The organism is Curtobacterium sp. 260, from assembly GCF_030803485.1.
Taxonomy (GTDB): domain Bacteria; phylum Actinomycetota; class Actinomycetes; order Actinomycetales; family Microbacteriaceae; genus Curtobacterium.
In genome coordinates this window covers 40,384-58,886 of sequence record NZ_JAURUY010000007.1, presented here as the reverse complement: position 1 = coordinate 58,886, position 18,503 = coordinate 40,384, and the positions used below count along the sequence as shown (strand labels likewise).

Below are 18,503 nucleotides of genomic sequence, written 5' to 3'. Positions count from 1 at the left end.
GGCTACGTCCCGAGCAGCTTCGGGATCATGTCGAACGCGACGTGGGTGAACGCGACCATCTCGGCGATCATCCAGTTGCCGCAGACGACCAGCGCGATCGCGACGGCGACCGCCTTCGGCACGAACGAGAGCGTGACCTCCTGGATCTGCGTCACCGACTGGAAGAGCGAGATCGCGAAGCCGACCACGAGCGACGTCACGAGCACGGGGGCCGCGAGCTTGCCGGCCACCAGGAGTGCCTGGAGGGTCAGGTCGATGACCGCCTGCTGGTTCATCAGCGCACCACCTGGTAGCTCTCGATGAGGGACGTGATGATGAGCCCCCACCCGTCGACGAGGACGAACAGCAGGATCTTGAACGGCAGCGAGATCATCACCGGCGGCAGCATCATCATGCCCATCGACATGAGCGCGGCGGAGACGACGAGGTCGATGACCAGGAACGGGATGAAGATGACGAAGCCGATGATGAAGGCGCTCCGGAGCTCCGAGATGACGAACGCCGGGATCACGGTCGTCATGGGCACGGCGTCGAGGTCCGTCGGGTTCGCCTGACCGGCGGCGCGCGTGATGAGGGCGACGTCCTCCTCGCGCGTCTGGTGCAGCATGAACGTCCGCAGAGGCTTCGTGCCCACCTCGACCGCCTTCGCGAAGTCGATGTGGCCGGCGAGGTAGGGCTGCAGGGCGTCGTCGTTGATGTGCCCGAGCACCGGGGCCATCACGAACAGGGACAGGAAGAGCGCGAGCCCGGCGATGACCTGGTTCGGCGGGATCCCCTGCAGCCCGAGGGCGTTCCGGGTCATGGCGAGCACCACGAAGATCTTCGTGAACGACGTCATCATGAGCAGCAGGGCCGGCGCGACGCTGAGCAGCGTGATGCCGAGGAGCGTGACGATCGCCGAGGACGGCGCACCGTCGGGCCCGTTCACGCTGACGCTGAAGTCACCGCTCGCGGGTGCCGTCGGGGCCGCCGGCGCGGTCGGCCCGGTGACGCCGACGGCGTGCGCGCCGGTGGTGGTCAGGAGGACGAGACCGGCGACCGTCGCCAGTCCCAGGACGACGAGGGTGGCGGTGCGGCCGGTCCGGAGCGCGGCCGTCACCCGGCCCGCCGGCCTCGGAGCGCGGCGGCGGCCTGCCGCCACGTGTCCGCGGAGAGCACGGAGCCCTGGAGCTGCTGCGCGGTCGGCACGACGGTCCGGGCCGGACGACGCGCGGGACCGCGGGGACGCATCGGGAGCACGGGCGCGGCGTCGGCCGGGAGGCCCGTGGCGGCGTGGTCCTGTCGCTCGAGTTCCGCACGGAACGCGTCGGCGGACGGGGCCGCCACCGTGGTCGGCCCGGCGGAGGTCGGCTCGGCGGGCTCGGGTGCCGACGCGACGGCGCGCGGGGCGGTCGGCAGTGCGACCGGCCCGGCGACGACGGTGAGCTCCGGCGCGGGGGTCGGACCACTCCGGAGCAGCGAGACGCTCTGCTCGGACACGCCGAGCACGAGACGCTCCCCCTCGACGTCGACGACGACGACGCTCGCCTTGCCGCCGATGCCCTGGCGACCGACGACCTCGACCGCGGCGGACCGGCGTCCCCGGGCCTTCACCGCGGCTCCGAGACCGCCCTTCGTCGCACGGCGGTGCAGCACCCACATCAGGGCGAGCACGACGCCGAGCGACACGGCGACCCGGAGTGCCATCCAGAGGGTGTCCACGGATCAGACCGCTTCGGCGACGTCGAGGATCCTGGTGATGCGGACGGCGTAGTCCTGGTCGACGACGACGACCTCGCCGTGGGCGATCAGCCGGCCGTTGAGCAGCACGTCAGCGGGGGCACCGGCGCTGCGGTCGAGCTCGACCACGGCGCCGGGCTCCATGCCGAGCACGTCGCGCACCGACATCCGGGTCCGACCGATCTCGACGGTCAGCGTCATCTCGACGTTGTTGATGCGACCGAGGTTCCCGGCGGGGACGGCGCCGGCGGCGAGCGGTGCCGAGACCGTGCCGTTCTCACGGACGCGCAGCGCGAACCAGCCGCCGGGGACCCCGCCCCCGGTGAGCTCGAAGACGACCGTCTCCGGGTCGGCGAACAGCGAGGCCGCCGACTCGCGACGGGCGTCCCCGAGCACACCGACGCCGAGCACGGAGGCAGCGGCCTCGAGCGACGGGCGGAGCACGTCGGTGACGTCGACCAGGCCGGCGTCGGCGCCGCCCGCGGCGACGACCGTGCCGAGGTCGGTGAGGACCAGCGCGAGGTCCGCGGAGAGCCCGCCGACGAAGGACGCGACCACACCGTCGACGGCGGCCTCGAGGACGACCGGGGTCGCGCCTCCCGGCAGGGGCACGGCGGTCAGGGGTGCCGCCGTCGGGAGCTGCGCCGCGAGCGACTCGGCCGCGGTGGCGTGGAGGGTGGTGGTGGCGCTCATGCGTGCTGCTCCGGATCGGTGGTGGTGACGACGATGCCGGCCAGGCGCGAGCCGTTGGCGCCGACGGCGGCGGTACCGACGGGTTCGCCGTCGACCGCGATGGTCAGGGGGCGGTGCTGCGGGTGCGGCAGCGGCAGGACGTCGCCGACGGCCAGCCGGAGCACCTGCGTGGGCAGCACGGCGGCGGGCGCGAAGTGGAGGCTGACGCCGACCGGGACGTTCGCGAGCTGGGCGTCGAGCAGGGCGCGGGCGTCGGCGGCCGAGACGCTCGTGGTGTCCTCGCCGAGCTGCGGCAGCACGGCCTCCGCCGGCAGGGCGAGCGTGCCGGGTGCGACGCGGTCGCCGACCCGGATCGAGAACGCGGCGACGATCATCAGGTCGCCCTTCTGCGCGGCCTGGGCGAACTGGCTGTTGAACTGGAAGCCGCCGGTGGTGACCTCGTGCGCGAGGAGCCCGCCGAACGAGTAGCGGAGGTCGTCGAGGGCGTCCTCGACGATCTTCCGCACCAGCGCCTGCTCGATCGGCGTGAAGGTGCGCTCCGGTGTCGGCAGCGGCTTCGATGCGCCGAGGGCGTGCGACACCCACGTCAGGGCCGCGTCGAGCGGGACCTGCAGCACGCCCTTCGGCGCGGTGTCGGCGATCGGCAGCAGCACCATGCCGGTGAGGGCGGGCAGCGACGCTGCGTACTCGTCGTACGTCGTCATCGAGACCTGCTCGCAGGTCACCTGGCTGACGGCACGCACCTTCGCGGTGAGCTGCGTGCCCCACTGCCGCGCGAACGTCTCGAAGGCGAGCTCGAGCACCCGTGCGTGCTCGCGGGCGAGCGTCGACGGGCGCGCGAAGTCGTACACCTCGGGCGCTGGCAGGGTCTCGGTCACGGGTGCGTCTGTCGGCCGGCGACGGGCAGGCGTCAGCGCTGTGCCCCGTTCTGGGGCGGCGGCGGGTTCGGCGTCGGGCGACCCGTGGCCGCTCGTCGGCGCGCGTCCTGCGGTCCGGTCCGCGCTGTGGTGCGGGCCCTGCCCGCCGGGGTCTACCCCTGTCGCGCTCCGTCCTGCGCCGTGGCGAGGGCGGGCATCAGCTCGCTGACGTCCTGGTCCTGGTTCGACAGCACGACGATGTCGACCCGGCGGTTGAGGGTGTTGTCCGCGTCGCTCGCGCCCTTCGCGAGCGGGCGGCTCGACCCGAAGCCGACGCTCTGCACGTGGTCCGCCGGCATCCCGCCCCGTTCGACCAGGTCGCGGAGCACCCCGGTCGCACGTGCGGCGCTGAGCTCCCAGTTCGTCGCGTACGGGGCGGTCGAGTTCCGCTGGTCGGCGTGGCCCTCGACGCTGACGTCGTGTCCGCTGGTCTTCAGGACCGGCGCGATCGCGTCCATGATGCGGCGGGCCTGGTCGGACAGGTCGGCGCTGTTCGTCGCGAAGTAGGTCTCGCTCCCGACGAGCCGGACCGTCAGGCCGCGGTCGTCGACGGCGAACTGCACCTTCGACGACTCCCCCGCCTGCTCGAGGTTGCCCTGGATGGCCGCCTCGATCGCCTTGAGGTCGTCGAGTTCCCGCTGTGCCGCCGCGAGGTCGACCTTCGAGGCGACCGGAGGCACAGCGGTCGACGCCGGGTCGACGTTCGTGTCGTCGGCGCCGGACGCGGCGGTCGAGTGGTCGGCGTCGGACTCGTCCGTCGCGTACCCCTTGCCGTCCTTCGTCACCTGGGACTTCGACACGATCGTGCCCGAGGCGGTGTCGACCTTGCCGGACTTCACCTCGCCGAACCCCGTCGCGAGCGAGTTCTTCAGCGCGATGTACTTCTCCTGGTCGACCGACGACATGGCGAAGAGCACGAGGAACATGCACATGAGCACCGTGATCATGTCCATGTACGACGCCATCCAGCGCTCGTCCGGGTGCTCGGCCTCGTCGTGGCCGCCCTTCTTCCGGCCGCGCCCGCGCCCGCGGGGGTTCGTGCTCACGGTCAGGCCGCCAGCTGCTGGTCGTCGGCGGTGGCCTTCGCGGTCTTCCCGTCCTTGCCGCCGGCACCGCGCGCTGCGGGCGGGACCATCGCGGTGAGGCGCTCACCGAGCAGTCGGGGTTGGCTGCCGGCCTGGACGGCGAGCAGGCCCTCCATCAGCAGGGTCTGCCGGTCGGCCTCGAGCTGCGCGAGCTTCCGGAGCTTGCCGCCGAAGGGCAGCCAGAGGAAGTTCGCGGTGAGCAGGCCCCAGAGCGTCGCGACGAACGCGCTCGCGATGAGCGGGCCGAGCTCGTCGGGCTTGCCGAGGTTCGCCAGCACGTGGGTCAGGGACACGACGGTGCCGATGATGCCGACGGTCGGGGCGAAGCCACCCAGGCCCATGAAGAACGCGCTGGCGCTCCGCATCGGTGCGGCGTTCGACTCGATCTCGTCCTCGAGCAGGATCCGGAGCTCGTCGCCGTCGGTGCCGTCCGCGATGTTCTGCAGGGCCTTCTTCATGAACGGGTCGTCGTGCTTGTCGGCCTCCTGCTCGAGCGCGAGCAGGCCGTTGGCGCGGGCCGTCTCGGCCAACCCGACCACGTCGTCGATGACCGTCTGCGGTGGGGTGACCTTGCCGGTGAACGCCTTCGGGACGGTCTTGAACGCGGCGAGGGCGTCCTTCATGGTGGTGCTCGCGACGCCGCAGCCGATGGTGGCGACGAAGACGAGGAGCATCGGCGCGGGCAGGAAGAGTCCCGCCATCTCGACGTGCTCCATCTGCGCCATCCCGAACAGGGCGCCGAAGGCGAGCAGGATGCCGACGATCGTTGCGATGTCCACGGTCAGCGCCCCCCGTCCTGGCTCCGGACGGCGTCGCGTCGTCCGTTGGTGACGAGCGGCGCGACGGGCGCGAGGACCGGCTGCGGTCCGGTCGCGTCCACCGCGGTGTCGGTGCCGTAGGCCATGCCGACGATCCGAGCGCGGTAGGCGGCGACGAGGCCGATGACGTCGGCCATGGACTCGCGCACGATGTACTTGGCGCCGTCGACCATGATGAGCGTCGTGTCCGGCGTCTCCTGGATGCGCTCCACGAGGTCGGGGTTGACAGCGAATGCGCTGCCGTTGAGTCGTGTGACGACGATCATGGCCCGTCCTGGTTCTCGATCGTCCCGCCGCCGTCCGTGGGGCGGGATGCAGACCCGTCCGTGGGTGTGCACCGGTCGTTATCGGCGACGGTCGCACCCCCGTTAGCCTGGCGTGGTGACCATCGTCGAGGACCTGCTCGCCGGGCCGCGGGGGCGGCGCCTCTGCTGGGAGGTCGTGCTCGGTACCGTCGGCGACCAGCCGGACGACGACACGCTCTTCTGGGCGTCCTACTGGACCTCCGTCCACCGCGGTGACGGCGTCTCGCTGTTCGGACCCGGAGCGTCCGAGCCGCGTCCGGCTCCGTCGGACGACGACGTGGTCACCGCCGTCGAGGCCCTGTTCGACGCTGCCGACCCCGCATCGGCCACGCTCGACCAGGTGCTCGCGGCCCTCGGTCGCGCAGCGGAGTCGGCGATGTGGTGGCAGGAGCCGGACGCCGAGGACGTCCTGCTCCAGACGGTCGTCCCGCGGTCGCTGCACGAGCGGATCGCCACGGCGGTCGCGGCTGCCCCCGGCGTGCAGGCACTGTTCGCCACGGCTCCGGTTCCGGCTCGATGGACCGTCATCCCGGACACGTCCGGGTACGGCGGCGCCGTTCGCCCTGCCGCAGCAGTGCTCGCCGAGTGGCGGCGCGAGCTGCTGGACGAACGCTCCCACGGCCTGGGCGACCCGGTCACCGCGCGGATCAGCGGGACGTGGTGGACGACCCCTCCCGGCGGGCTCCTCGACACCACCACCGAACGCGACGGCCGCGGGCCACTCGGGTTGTGGGCGGTCGAGGACCACACCGGGTGGGAGCGCGCTGCGGTCGCCCCTGCAGCGGTCGATCCGTCCGCGCGCATCGTGGTGGTCGACGACGCCGAGGACTGGGCGGCACTCTGCCGTGCGGCACCGATCGACGTCACGGCCACCACCCGTCGCCACGACTGGTACCGGGCGACCGGTCGCGACGGCGCCTGGGTGGTGCCGGACTGGGCCGCGATCGCCGAGCGGTACGACGCGGTGCACCTGACCCTGCGGGGGTGGCTGCGCGCCTCCGGAACCGCGATCCCGGTCGACGCGGACTCGGCCGACGGCACCCCGGACTCGGCCGACGGTACCCCGGACTCCGTCGACGGCACCCCGGACTCCGTCGACGGCACCCCGGCGAGCGTCATCGCCGGGTGGACCCCCGACACAACGGTCTGGCTGCGCGACCCCCGACCCGCGCTCGGCCGCTCGACGATGTGGCGGTGGAGCGGCGAAGACCGCGGCTGGTTGCCGGCCTGAACTCTCATGGACGAGTTATTCCCGATCCGATCCTGGATGATCGCCGGGCGATGTCCCCTGTTTTATCTCATGAGCGTGTTACCGTGGCGACCATGTCCGACACCACCACCGTCGTCACGCCCGCCGAGCCGACCGGCACCGCGCCCGCCGCTCCGCTGCGCGAGGTCGGCGCCCTCATCCGGGGCGCCCGCAAGGGCCGCAGCATGACCCAGACCCAGCTCGCCGAACGCGTCGGCACGAGCCAGAGCGCGATCAACCGCATCGAGCAGGGCGGACAGAACCTGTCGCTCGAGATGCTCACACGCATCAGCGACGCGCTCGACCAGCAGATCGTCTCGATCGGCGGCGCCCCGCAGCGCGCCCACCTCCGGGTGCAGGGCGGTCGGAAGCTCAGCGGCTCCATCGCCGTGAACTCGAGCAAGAACGCCGCCGTCGCACTGCTCTGCGCGTCGCTGCTCAACCGCGGGGTCACCCGGCTGCACAAGGTGGCCCGCATCGTCGAGGTCGACCGCATCATCGACGTGCTCCGCAGCCTGGGTGCCACCGTCACGTGGTCGGAGGACGGCGAGGTCCTCGAGATCGTCGCCCCGTCGGACCTGCGACTGGACGCGATCGACGCCGACGCCGCTCGGCGCACCCGGAGCGTGCTCATGTTCCTCGGCCCGCTCAGCGGTCGCTACGGCTCGTTCCGTCTGCCCTACGCCGGCGGCTGCGACCTCGGCACCCGCACGGTCGAGCCGCACCTCATCGCCCTGCGGCCGTTCGGCGTCGACGTCGAGGCGACCTCCGGCTGGTACGAGGTCGACGTGGCGAACACCGAGGTGCCGACGAAGTCGGTCGTGCTGACCGAGCGCGGTGACACCGTCACGGAGAACGCGATCCTCGCCGCGGCCGCCCGCGACGGCGTGACCACGATCCGCAACGCCAGCCCCAACTACATGGTGCAGGACCTCTGCTTCTTCCTCGAACTGCTCGGCGTGCAGGTCGAGGGCATCGGTTCGACGACGCTCCGCATCACCGGGAAGAGCCGCATCGACGAGGTCGTGGACTACTGGCCGAGCGAGGACCCGGTCGAGGCGATGAGCCTCCTGACCGCGGGGATCGTCACCGCGTCCACCCTCACGGTGACCCGAGCGCCGATCGAGTTCCTCGAGATCGAGCTCGCGACCCTCGCCGAGATGGGCCTGCGGTTCGACGTCAGCGAGGAGTACGCCGCCGCCAACGGTCGCACGCGCCTGGTCGACATCACGGTGCACCCGTCCGAGCTGCACGCCCCGATCGACAAGATCCACGCGATGCCGTTCCCGGGCCTCAACATCGACAACCTGCCGTTCTTCGTCGTCATCGCGGCGATGGCCGAGGGCACGACGCTCGTGCACGACTGGGTGTACGAGGGCCGGGCGATCCACCTGCTCGACCTCACCCGCCTCGGTGCGAGCGTCACCCTGCGCGACCCGCACCGCCTCGACGTGACCGGCCCGACGCACTTCTCCGGCGCCGAGGTCAGCTGCCCGCCCGCCCTGCGGCCCGCGGTCGTCATCCTGCTGGCGATGCTCGCCGCGAAGGGCGAGAGCGTCCTGCGCAACGTCGGCATCATCGCCCGCGGCTACGAGCAGCTGCAGGAGCGCCTCAACTCGCTCGGCGCGTCCATCGAGACGTTCCACGACTGATCCCCTCAGCAGCGCCCGGGCGACCTCTCCGGTCACCGCACCCGACGGCCCGTCCCCGCAAGTGGGGACGGGCCGTCACCCGTTCCGGAGAACGCACCGGTGCCTCCGACGCGTCTGCCAGACGGGACGGATGCGCGATCCAGCCGACAGGTGCTGCATGGGGACATGGCCACGAGATCGCTCCTGACCGCCCCCCTCGTCCTCACCGTGGCGGCCGCCGCCGCCGCGTGGGTCACCCTCGGCCCGGCAGCTGCCCTGGCCTTCGCCGCACTCGCCCTGCTCGAGATCGCGATGGCCGCGGACTCGTCGGTCCCGATGGCGGGCATCGCCGGTCGGCTGCACTCCCCCGCACGACGGCTCTTCCTGTCGCTCGGCATCGTCGCCGGCGTGCTCGCGATGCGCCTGCTCCTGCCACCCGCGGCCGTCGCCGTCGGCGGAGCGGCGGACCCCGCGTCCGCCGTCGACGAGGCCGTCTTCGCCCCCGGGTCCTTCTCGGCGCACCTCGCCGAGGTCCGGCCCGCACTGGCCGCCTTCGGCGCAGCCTTCATCTGGTTGGTCTTCGCCGAGTACCTGTTCAACACCGACCGCCTGTCACGGCGGTCCTGGCTGGGCGGTCTGGAGGCACGGCTCGCCCGGGTCGCGCGGCCGCGCGTCTGGTCCGTGGTCACCGCTGCGACCGGCGTGCTCGTCACGACCGTCCTGGTCGGACGCCACGACGCGTGGGCCCCTGACACGGTGCTGCCGGTCGCCGTCTGCGGCGCGGCCGGCGTCGGCGCGTACCTCGTGTCGAAGCGGATCGCCCGGTGGGCGCTGCGGGGCGTGGACGGCACGGACACCGGAGCGGTCGGGACGAGCGGCGCGTGGCGGGTCCACGCCTACGCATCGACGGTGGTCTTCGAACGCGGGCTCGTCGTCTTCATGCTGTTCGAGATCCTCGACGGCGTGTACAGCCTGTCGGGGTCGGGCGTGCTCGGCGTGGACGGACTCGGTGCGCTCGAGCAGGCCGCACTCGCGGTCGCAGCCATCGCCGTCGGCGCGGTGTTCCTCGCCCGGACGACGTCGCGCCTGGACCAGGCGGCGACGCTCAAGCGCCTCCGGTACCTGAAGGCCGGGGCCGCCTACGTCCTCGGGGTCCTCGCGGTGCTGCTCTGGACGAGCCTGCTCGTGCCGGTCCCCGGGGTGGTCGTCGCCTGGTTCGGCACCGTCGTCATCGGTCTCGCGCTGGCCAGCTCGCTGCCGTGGCGGGCATGGGCACGACGGTTCCGGCGGCGGACCCTGGCGGGCTGACGCGATCGCGTTCCGTGCCACCCCTCGCCGTTCAGGGGATCGGCACCGGCTCCCAGGAGACGAAGAGCTGCATCCGGAACGTCGGCGTCGTGTCCGACGGACGGAACCGCGAGCTGAGCGCCGCGGACATCCCGTCCGGCACGGGCACGTCGGTGCTCGCGCCCAGCCGCTCGCTCGTCTCCGTCCCGTCGATCGAGGGGATTGACTCCACCTTCTCCTGCAGCTCGTCCGCTCCGTCCGTCGGGAGGTCGGCCGCCTCGAGCGCGTCCCGGTAGGCCGCGACCCCTGCGGCCGCACCGGACGTCGTCGGTCCCTCGACCTGCAGGACGAACGACCGGCCTGCCGGGGTGATGACCTCGCCGGAGGAGTCGGTGAGCCCGTCCGGGTAGTCGTCGACGGTCACGATCACCTCGCCGACCGGCAGGTCGACGACCCGGTCTCCCGGCAGGACGAAGCGTGCCGGTCGATCATCGGTGGAGCTGTAGGCGGCGACCGCGTTCCGGACCGGCGACTCGCCGTCGGTGTCGACGCCGAACGCCTCGACGCTCGGCGTGCCGGTGAGGTCCCAGACCTCCACGCCGTCCTCGAGGCGCATGGCGGTCGGGATGGGGCCGTTGTGCTGCACGTCGGTCTCGCTTCGGTCGGGACGGGTGGAGGGGTCGGGCTGGGCGCCCGGTGGCGGGCCGGCGCAGCCCGACAGCAGGGCGACGACCGCGGTGGCGACGACCGCTGCCGCGATCCCTGGGCGACGAGCGTTCAGTGCCATGCGAGCTCCGAGTCGTGGAGGTTGTCGAGGAGTTCCGGGATGCGGTTGTCGAGCCGACGTTGCTGGATCCGATCGGGGACCGACCCACCCACGAGTTCGCGGGCGCGGTCGGGGTCGTCCTGGACGAGCTGCTGCCACGCGGGCAGCGTGTCGCCCTCGATGTAGTCCCACCGGGTCCCGAACTCCGAGATGTTCCCCTGGGGGATGTACCAGTGGTCCACCCAGCCCTGTGTGCCGGGGCTGAAGGGGTTCACGTCGACCGGTACGTCGATGCCGCCCTCGAACTGGCCGAGCGTCTTGGTTCCGGGGATGGACGCGTCGCCGACGATCCCCAGCATCGTCGTGAGCGCCTCACCGGTCGGCTCGCGGTCGTGCATCTGCTGGTAGGCACCCTGGATCGTGTCGCGCTGCTCGCGGAGCAGCAGGGTCTCGTTGCCCTGTGCGATGCGGTCCTGGTCCCCCGTGCGCCTGCCGGCGTCGATGTCCTGCCAGGCGGAGTACGTCTGCCGCTCCGACAGCGCGGCGTCGACCGGGTCGTCGTTCGCACCGCGGAGGAGCCCCGCGGCACGGAGCTCGTCGATGCTCGTCATGCCGCCGTCGAGGTAGGCCTCGTGCATCGTCGAAGCGTCCAGGAAGATGTCCTTCTGCATGCCGAGGAACGTGCGTTCGTAGAAGGCGATCTCGTCGTCGCCCATCCCGGCCAGCTGGTCGATGAGCGGTCGGATCGACGGAGGTGCCAGCGGACGTGCCGTCTGGATGTGGTCGCGGAACGAGTGCAGGTCGAGGAAGCCCGCCGCGAAGTCCGGGCCGACCATGTTCGCCATGCCGGCCCACGTGAAGGCGGGATCGTCGAGGTACAGGCTCGCGTAGTACTCGTACGAGCCGGCGACCTGCGGCATCAGTGCCGGAGCTCCACGGTCCAGCTGCCACGTCGCCATGTCGATGCCGACCTTCTCGGCCGCACGGGTCACGTACATGCGTTGCAGCACGTCGGCGTACCGGGTCGGCGGCAGGTCGGCGGCGCGGGCCGCTCCGACGATCGCCGACAGCACCGTCGACGACGTCCCCCACGCGGGTGGATCCGCGACGAGCCGGTCGAGGACGTCCGGGTTCGCCGCCAGCCATGCCGCTCCGACCTCCGGATCCATGTGCGACAGGACCTCGAGGGGGTCGACACCCTCGGCGGAGAGGGCGGCGGCGACGACGAGGTCGAGGACCCGGTCGGTGAGGGTGCCGCTGCCCGCCTGCTCGAAGGCGCCAGCGACGTGCTCGATCCATCCTGCGTCCGCGTCGTTCTCGTCCACGAGGCGCCGAGCGCCGTCGACGAACCCCTGGCCGCCGGTCGGCACCCACGAACACGAGGCGACGAAGCGCGACCACGCGGTCCCGACCCGGTCCACCTCGGCGCGGAGCGCGGTGTCGGCCGCTCGGGCGTGCGTCACGAAGCTCCGGAGGTCGGTCGGGTCGGCGCTGCTCGTCGCGGATCCGGAGCCGGTCGAGGTCCTGATGCGCTGCGTGGGCGAGAACGCGACGGCGACCGTCGGGGGCTGCACGGGCGGCGCGGTCGGCCGCGGGTCGAAGAGCCCCTCCACCCCCGAGGCGATCCACTGCACCGCGTCGTCGTCCCGTCGTTCAGCGCGGTCCGCCTCACGCGCGTCCCAGGCCGCGACGTCGGCGAGCCGAGCGCGCTCCTCGGCGGCCAGCTGCGCGGCAAGCCGGACCTGCCGCGCCAGGTCGTCGAGCACCGACGCCAAGCGGGCTCGATCCTGGGCCTCGGTCGCGCACGCCTGTTGGAAGAGGCGTGCGTACGCGCCCCGGAACTCCTGCGACGCCGACTCTGCCGAGCCCCGTCTCCCTGCCCCCTGCTCAGCAAGGACCCGGTCTGCGTGTGATGCTGCCGTCACGAGTCCCTGCGCGGCGCCGTCGTCGAACTGTACCCCCATACAGGTGGAGCATAGCCGCCCTCGACCATCCGTGCCGGACCGATCGGGAAGGACGTGCAGCACGTTCGGCGTTGACTGACGCGTCGCAACGAATCCTGAGGAGACACGTGCTCGGTCCAGAACTGGTGGTGGCCCTCGGGCTCGCCATCGCCGTGACGGCTGCCGTCGCGGACCGCATCAGGATCGCGCCGCCCGTGCTCCTGCTCGTCATCGGCGCGCTGCTCGCCTTCGTCCCCACCTTCGGTCGGGTCGAGCTGCCCGCCGAGGCCGTGCTGCTGCTGTTCCTCCCCGCACTGCTCTACTGGGAGAGCCTCACCACGTCGCTCCGGGAGATCCGCAAGAACCTGCGCGGCATCGTGTTGATGGGCACGCTGCTCGTCGTCGTGACCGCCGGCGTCGTGGCGACGCTCCTGCACCTGCTGGGCATGCCCTGGGGGCCGGCCTGGGTGCTCGGCGCAGCGGTCGCCCCGACCGACGCCACGGCCGTGGGCGTGCTCACGAAGATGCTGCCCCGCCGGAACGTCACGGTCCTCCGCGCGGAGAGCCTGGTGAACGACGGCACCACCCTGGTCGTGTACGGCATCGCGGTCGCCGTGACCGTCGGGACGCAGGAGCTCACGTTCTGGAACGTCTCCGGCATGCTCGTCCTGTCGTACGTCGGCGGGGTCGCGGCCGGACTCCTCGCCGCGTGGCTCGGCTCGCTCGTGCTCCGGCGGGTCGACACGGTCGTGCTCGAGAACCTCGTCACGCTGCTCGTGCCGTTCGCGGCGTTCCTCGGCGCCGAGGCCGTCGGCGCGTCCGGGGTGCTCGCCGTCGTCGCCGCGGGCATCGTCGTGAGCCAGGTCGCTCCGAAGCTCGACCGGGCGGAGACCCGCCAGCAGGTCCGCGCCTTCTGGTCGTTCCTCACGTACCTGCTCAACGGTGCGCTGTTCGTGCTCGTCGGCATCGAGGCGATGGTGGCTGCCCGTGCCCTCGACGCCCGTGAGCTGTGGAGCGGCGTCGGTCTCGTGCTCGCGGTCTCCGTCGTGCTCGTGCTCGTGCGGTTCGCCTTCGAGGGAACGATCGGCGGGACCGTCTGGCTCGTCACCCGGCGGTTCGGCGGCGAACCGCGGGAGGGTCGACGCGACCGACTGGTGAGCGGCTTCGCCGGGTTCCGCGGTGCGGTCTCCCTCGCTATGGCGGTGGCGGTGCCGCGCACGCTCGAGTCCGGGGGCGCCTTCCCCGACCGCGACCTCATCGTGTTCGTCACCGCCGGCGTCGTCGTCGTGACCATCGTCGGCCAGGCACTCGTGCTCCCCGCCGTCCTGCGGCGCGCGGCGCTCCCCGAGGACGAGTCCGTCGGCGAGGAACGCCGCTACGCCGAGCGCACGGCGGTCGAGGAAGCGCTCGACGCGCTCCCCCGCCTGGCGCGCAGGGCAGGTGCCGACCGGGCGACGATCGACCGCGTCCGGCGCGACCTGGAGGCCCACCTCGATGTGATCCAGGCTCGGGAGGAGGACGACGAGGACCACCCGACGCTGCAGCGGCACGACGCGACGGTCGCGCTCGAGCTCGCCCTGGTCCGGCACAAGGCCGCCACCCTGCTGCGGCTGCGGGACGACGACGAGATCGACGACCTGGTGCTCCGGCAGGTGCGCGCGGGCTACGACGCCGAGGAGGCGCGGCTCGAGGGATCGACGCCGACCTGAGCCCGCCCCGTGGGCGGACCCGCGGACCCGCCGACGCCGTCAGGAGGTCGGGACCTGGCCTGCCCGGAGCATCGCCCGCTCGAGCAGTTCGAGATCGATGCCGACGTGCCGACGTGCGAGCACCCCCGCGTCGACCGACTGCCCGGCGCAGACGGCGTCGACGAGCCCCTCGTGCTCGAGCAGGGCACGGTGCTCCATCTCGGCCATGCCCTCGGCGGTGCCCCAGAGGTGCGCGGGCGCCGCGATCGACACCTGCGACTCGAGGTCGGCGAGCGCCGCTGCGAGCACGGCGTTGCCGGCGGCGTCGATGATCGCTCGGTGCAGCACCGCGTCCGCCTGCTGCTTCTCGAGCCCGGACGCGGCGGCGCGGAAGTCCTCGAGCCGGGTGCGCAGCGTCGTCCGGCCGTCGTCGGTGATCCGCTCGGCCGCTGCAGTGGCGAGTGCGCCGTGCAGCAGGGCGATCGCGTCGGTGGTGTCGCGGATGCCGGCCCAGCGTGCGAGCAGCGTCCGGGCGACGGCGTCGGAGGACGAGTCCGGCCACTGCGAACGGACGAAGGTCCCGCCGCCCCGTCCTCGACGTGTCTCGAGCAGGCCGCGGTCGACCAGTCGCGCGAGGGCCGCGCGCACGGTCACGCGTCCGACACCGAGGAGCACGGCGAGCTCACGCTCGGGCGGCAGCCTGGAGGCGGGCAGGTACTCCCCGACGGCCACGGCGGTGACGAGCCGGTCCTCGACCTCGTCGACACGGGTCTCCGTCGCGCGATCTGGCACTCGGCCCCCTCCTTGCGTTTCGTCCACGTTAAAGGACGAGAAAAGGTATTGCAGAGAACCTTTGCCCGGTCCATGCTGTGCGTCATGTCCCGCATCACCGAAGGCACGATGCCGTTCCAGGACGGCGAGACCTGGTACCGCGTCACCGAACCCGACGCCCCGACCCCCGGTGCGCTCCCGCTCGTGGTCCTGCACGGCGGCCCCGGCATGGCGCACGACTACCTCCGGAACCTCGCGGCGCTGGCCGACGAGACCGGTCGCACCGTCGTGCACCACGACCAGTTCGGCTGTGGCCGCAGCTCCCACCGACCCGACGTCCCGACGGAGTACTGGACCCCGCAGCTCTTCGTGGACGAGTACGCGGCCCTCGTGGACCACCTCGGTCTCGGCGACCACCACGTGCTCGGCCAGTCGTGGGGCGGCATGCTCGGCTCCGAGATCGCCGTGCGGCAGCCGGAGCACCTGCGCTCCCTCGCAATCTGCAACTCCCCCGCGTCGATGCAGCTCTGGGTCGACGGCGCCGCCGAGCTCCGCGCACAGCTGCCCGAGTACGTGCAGGACGCCCTCACGCGGCACGAGCAGGCCTGCACCGTCGACGACCCCGAGTACCTCGCCGCCACGCAGGTGTTCTACGAGCGCCACGTGTGCCGCGTCGTCCCGATGCCGCAGGACTTCGTCGACTCGGAGGCCCAGATGGAAGCCGAGCCGACGGTCTACCACACGATGAACGGGCCGAACGAGTTCCACGTGATCGGCACCATGCGCGACTGGACGGTCATCGACCGACTCGACCGCGTGGCGGTCCCGACCCTCGTCGTCGCCGGTGAGCACGACGAGGCGACGCCCGCCACGTGGCGGCCCTTCGTCGAGCGCATCGCCGACGTCCGCCAGCACGTCTTCCCCGGCGCGAGCCACTGCTCACACCTGGAGCAGCCCGAGGAGTTCCGCCGCGTGGTCGCGGCGTTCCTCGCCGAGCACGACGACCAGCCCACCGGCTGAGGCGACCAGCCCGCCGGCCGGGAGGCACGCACCCACCCCGCCACGCGCCTCCCGGCCGACACTCCACCGGACCCGACCGGCGTCCGGCATCCCCCCCTCCCACGCACCGTCTCCCCGAACGGAACCACGATGTCGCAGCAGCACAGCGAGCTCTCTGCACAGCAGCAGCTCGAGGCCTACGGCTACAAGCAGGAGCTCAAGCGCTCCGTGTCCACCACCGACCTGCTCGTCTACGGGCTCGTCTTCATGGTGCCGATCGCCCCGTGGGCGATCTTCGGCACCGTCTACAACGCCTCGAGCGGCATGGTGCCGCTCGTCTACCTGGTCGGCCTCGTCGCGATGATCTTCACCGCGCTCGCGTACGCGCAGATGGCGAAGTCGATCCCCCTCGCCGGCAGCGTGTTCTCGTACGTCGGCCGCGGCATCCACCCCACCGCCGGGTTCTTCGCGGGCTGGGCGATCCTGCTCGACTACCTGCTCGTCCCGACGCTGCTCTACGTGTTCGCGGCCGAGAGCATGGTCGGCATCTTCCCCGGCACCCCCCGCTGGCTCTGGGCACTCGTGTTCGTCGCGATCAACACCGTGATCAACCTGCTCGGTGTCTCGTCCCTCAAGCTCGCGAACCGCATCTTCCTGCTCATCGAGCTCGTCTTCGTGGCGATCTTCGTCGTCATCGCGATCGTCGCGTTGACCGGCGGGACCGTGCCCGGCGCCTCGTTCAGCACCGACCAGGTGTGGGACCCGTCGAAGGTGTCCGCACCGCTCATCGCGAGCGCCCTGTCGATCGCCGTGCTGAGCTTCCTCGGCTTCGACGGCATCTCGACGCTGTCCGAGGAGTCCACCGGCCGCCGCGGTGGCGCCGGACTCGCGATGGTCCTGGCACTCGTCATCGTCGCGTTCCTGTTCGTGCTGCAGACGTGGCTCGCGTCGGCGCTGGCGGGCGGTCGTGACTCGTTGCCGGAGGGCGAGGCAGGGAACGCGTTCTTCACCATCGTCGAGCAGGCCTCCTCGAGCGGGTGGGCGACCGCGTTCTTCGCCGTCAACGTGCTCGCCGTCGGCATCGCGAACGCCATGGCCGCCCAGGCCGCGACGAGTCGCCTGCTCTTCTCGATGAGCCGCGACCGGCAGCTGCCCGCGTTCCTGCACAAGCTGAACGGCAGGCTCGTCCCGCAGAACGCGATCATCGTCGTCTCGGTGCTCTCCGCGATCCTCGTGCTGTTCTTCGTCGGGCAGATCGACACCATCTCGTCGCTCGTGAACTTCGGCGCGCTGTTCGGCTTCATGCTCCTGCACGTGTCGGTCGTCGTGCACCACGTCGTGAAGGGGAAGTCGCGGAACTGGCTGCTGCACCTCGTCGTGCCGCTCATCGGCTTCCTGATCATCGGGTACGTCCTGCTCAACGCCGCCGTCGAGGCGAAGGTCGGCGGCATCGTCTGGCTCGTCGTCGGCGCCGCGGTGTTCCTCTACTACCGGCGGACCGGCCGCTCGACCGAGGTCGGGTCGGAAGAGCCCGGCACACTGGGCGAGGGGTCCGTCGTCGGCCTCGACACCACCACCACGGAGAAGGGCCAGCGATGACCACCCCCGACCACTTCCTGCCGAACAGCCTCGGGCGGCCCGGGTTCGCCGCCGACCGGGAGCCCGTGCTCCGGATCACCCCGGGCACCGGCGAGACGATCGGCTTCGAGACCACGGACGCCGTCTACGCCGAACTCGACGAGCACCACGACCTGGCGCAGCTGCAGGCACCGATCAACCCGGTCACCGGCCCCGTCTGGGTCGAGGGTGCCGAGCCCGGTGACGTGCTCGCGGTGCACATCCACGACATCCAGCTCACCACCCACGGGTGGTCGGTGTCGCTGCCGGGATCGGGCGCGCTCCAGCACGTCATGCCCGAGGGCGTCTTCGCCCGTCGCTGCCCGATCGAGGACGGCGTGGTGCACGTCACCGACCGGCACGCCTTCCCGGTCCGACCGATGATCGGCTGCGTCGGCGTCGCACCGGCATCGGGGACGAACTCGACGATCATGCCGGCGTACGCCGAGGGCGGGAACATGGACGTCACCGAGGCGCGTCCCGGCTCGACCGTGTACCTGCCGGTCCGGGTGCCCGGTGCCCTGCTGTCGATCGGGGACATCCACGCGATCATGGCCGAGGGCGAGTCGTCCTTCGTCGCGATCGAGGCGCAGGGCACCGCGATCGTCTCCGTCGACCTCCTGCAGGGCGGTCGGCCGATCCGTGCACCGCGCATCGAGACCGACGACGAGTGGCTCTTCGTCGGGCTCGGCGACCCCGTGCAGGAGAGTGTCCGACGCGGCTACGAGGACGCGTTCGCGTTCCTCGTCGAGGACCACGGGTGGACGGCCGAGGACGCCTACGCGGTGCTCAGCGCGGTCGGCGACTCGAAGCTCGGCGGGCCGACCGGTTCCGGCGACCCGGACCCGCTGCACCCGTTCGCAGCGGTCGGGGCGGTGACCCTGCACCGGGTGCCGAAGGCGGTCCTGTAGCGGACGACGGACGGGAGGCGCGGGGCGGGGCAGCCACGGGCCTCCCGTCCGGCGGTCCCCGCGGCACCAGCGGTGCGTCCCACGCCGCTGCGCGACCTCGCAGG

Annotated in this window: 18 protein-coding genes; 7 read left to right on the top strand and 11 right to left on the bottom strand. The window is 72.0% G+C overall.

Translation table 11 applies throughout. The features are described from left to right. Positions 1-2: 2 nt before the first annotated feature. The 8 genes from J2X59_RS10090 to J2X59_RS10055 form a co-directional block, all read right to left on the bottom strand. Complete coding sequence (locus tag J2X59_RS10090) at positions 3-275, bottom strand: flagellar biosynthetic protein FliQ (RefSeq protein WP_066654192.1); 273 nt, start codon at positions 273-275, stop codon at positions 3-5. Next, the gene (fliP, locus tag J2X59_RS10085) at positions 275-1,099 is read right to left on the bottom strand and encodes a flagellar type III secretion system pore protein FliP (RefSeq protein WP_326496579.1); all 825 of its coding nucleotides are present in this window, start codon (positions 1,097-1,099) and stop codon (positions 275-277) included. Before fliP ends, J2X59_RS10090 begins: the two co-directional genes overlap by 1 nt. Further along, positions 1,096-1,701 carry a FliO/MopB family protein gene (locus J2X59_RS10080; RefSeq protein WP_209682710.1) on the bottom strand — a complete coding sequence of 202 codons (606 nt, stop codon included), beginning with the start codon at positions 1,699-1,701 and terminating at the stop codon, positions 1,096-1,098. The genes fliP and J2X59_RS10080 overlap by 4 nt, the downstream gene beginning before the upstream one ends. 3 nt (positions 1,702-1,704) lie before the next feature. Continuing rightward, positions 1,705-2,412: a flagellar motor switch protein FliN gene (gene fliN / locus J2X59_RS10075; protein ID WP_326496578.1), complete on the bottom strand. Its 708-nt coding sequence runs from the start codon at positions 2,410-2,412 to the stop codon at positions 1,705-1,707. Continuing rightward, positions 2,409-3,290: a flagellar motor switch protein FliM gene (locus tag J2X59_RS10070; protein WP_251155453.1), complete on the bottom strand. Its 882-nt coding sequence runs from the start codon at positions 3,288-3,290 to the stop codon at positions 2,409-2,411. Before J2X59_RS10070 ends, fliN begins: the two co-directional genes overlap by 4 nt. A 152-nt stretch (positions 3,291-3,442) precedes the next feature. After that, positions 3,443-4,375: an OmpA/MotB family protein gene (locus J2X59_RS10065; RefSeq protein ID WP_326496577.1), complete on the bottom strand. Its 933-nt coding sequence runs from the start codon at positions 4,373-4,375 to the stop codon at positions 3,443-3,445. 2 nt (positions 4,376-4,377) lie between these two features. Continuing rightward, positions 4,378-5,193, bottom strand: a complete 816-nt coding sequence (locus tag J2X59_RS10060) for a motility protein A (RefSeq protein ID WP_066654185.1) — start codon at positions 5,191-5,193, stop codon at positions 4,378-4,380. A 2-nt stretch (positions 5,194-5,195) separates the two neighbouring features. Then, the gene (locus tag J2X59_RS10055) at positions 5,196-5,498 is read right to left on the bottom strand and encodes a flagellar FlbD family protein (RefSeq protein WP_066654183.1); all 303 of its coding nucleotides are present in this window, start codon (positions 5,496-5,498) and stop codon (positions 5,196-5,198) included. 115 nt (positions 5,499-5,613) lie between these two features. Here J2X59_RS10055 and J2X59_RS10050 point away from each other — a divergent pair, with 115 nt between their 5' ends. The 3 genes from J2X59_RS10050 (at position 5,614) to J2X59_RS10040 (ending at position 9,725) form a co-directional block, all read left to right on the top strand. After that, complete coding sequence (locus J2X59_RS10050; RefSeq protein ID WP_326496576.1) at positions 5,614-6,768, top strand: hypothetical protein; 1,155 nt, start codon at positions 5,614-5,616, stop codon at positions 6,766-6,768. A 92-nt stretch (positions 6,769-6,860) separates the two neighbouring features. Beyond that, positions 6,861-8,438, top strand: a complete 1,578-nt coding sequence (locus tag J2X59_RS10045) for a helix-turn-helix domain-containing protein (RefSeq protein WP_235426588.1) — start codon at positions 6,861-6,863, stop codon at positions 8,436-8,438. Positions 8,439-8,603: 165 nt separating this feature from the next. Further along, on the top strand, positions 8,604-9,725 hold the full coding sequence (locus J2X59_RS10040; RefSeq protein ID WP_326496575.1) for a DUF475 domain-containing protein: 1,122 nt from the start codon (positions 8,604-8,606) through the stop codon (positions 9,723-9,725). Positions 9,726-9,756: 31 nt separating this feature from the next. Here the strand turns inward: J2X59_RS10040 and J2X59_RS10035 are convergent, their stop codons facing one another. Beyond that, positions 9,757-10,491 (bottom strand): hypothetical protein, encoded by a 735-nt coding sequence (locus tag J2X59_RS10035; protein ID WP_326496574.1) that lies wholly within the window; start codon positions 10,489-10,491, stop codon positions 9,757-9,759. After that, complete coding sequence (locus tag J2X59_RS10030; protein WP_326496573.1) at positions 10,482-12,245, bottom strand: hypothetical protein; 1,764 nt, start codon at positions 12,243-12,245, stop codon at positions 10,482-10,484. Before J2X59_RS10030 ends, J2X59_RS10035 begins: the two co-directional genes overlap by 10 nt. Positions 12,246-12,541: 296 nt before the next feature. Here J2X59_RS10030 and J2X59_RS10025 point away from each other — a divergent pair, with 296 nt between their 5' ends. Continuing rightward, on the top strand, positions 12,542-14,122 hold the full coding sequence (locus J2X59_RS10025; RefSeq protein WP_066654174.1) for a Na+/H+ antiporter: 1,581 nt from the start codon (positions 12,542-12,544) through the stop codon (positions 14,120-14,122). Between the two features lie 39 nt (positions 14,123-14,161). Here the strand turns inward: J2X59_RS10025 and J2X59_RS10020 are convergent, their stop codons facing one another. After that, the gene (locus J2X59_RS10020; RefSeq protein ID WP_066654162.1) at positions 14,162-14,893 is read right to left on the bottom strand and encodes a FadR/GntR family transcriptional regulator; all 732 of its coding nucleotides are present in this window, start codon (positions 14,891-14,893) and stop codon (positions 14,162-14,164) included. Positions 14,894-14,977: 84 nt separating this feature from the next. Here J2X59_RS10020 and J2X59_RS10015 point away from each other — a divergent pair, with 84 nt between their 5' ends. The 3 genes from J2X59_RS10015 (at position 14,978) to J2X59_RS10005 (ending at position 18,399) form a co-directional block, all read left to right on the top strand. Then, on the top strand, positions 14,978-15,892 hold the full coding sequence (locus J2X59_RS10015) for a proline iminopeptidase-family hydrolase (protein WP_326496572.1): 915 nt from the start codon (positions 14,978-14,980) through the stop codon (positions 15,890-15,892). A 129-nt stretch (positions 15,893-16,021) separates the two neighbouring features. Next, positions 16,022-17,470 (top strand): APC family permease, encoded by a 1,449-nt coding sequence (locus J2X59_RS10010; RefSeq protein WP_326496571.1) that lies wholly within the window; start codon positions 16,022-16,024, stop codon positions 17,468-17,470. Then, positions 17,467-18,399 carry an acetamidase/formamidase family protein gene (locus tag J2X59_RS10005; RefSeq protein WP_326496570.1) on the top strand — a complete coding sequence of 311 codons (933 nt, stop codon included), beginning with the start codon at positions 17,467-17,469 and terminating at the stop codon, positions 18,397-18,399. Before J2X59_RS10010 ends, J2X59_RS10005 begins: the two co-directional genes overlap by 4 nt. Positions 18,400-18,503: the final 104 nt, after the last annotated feature.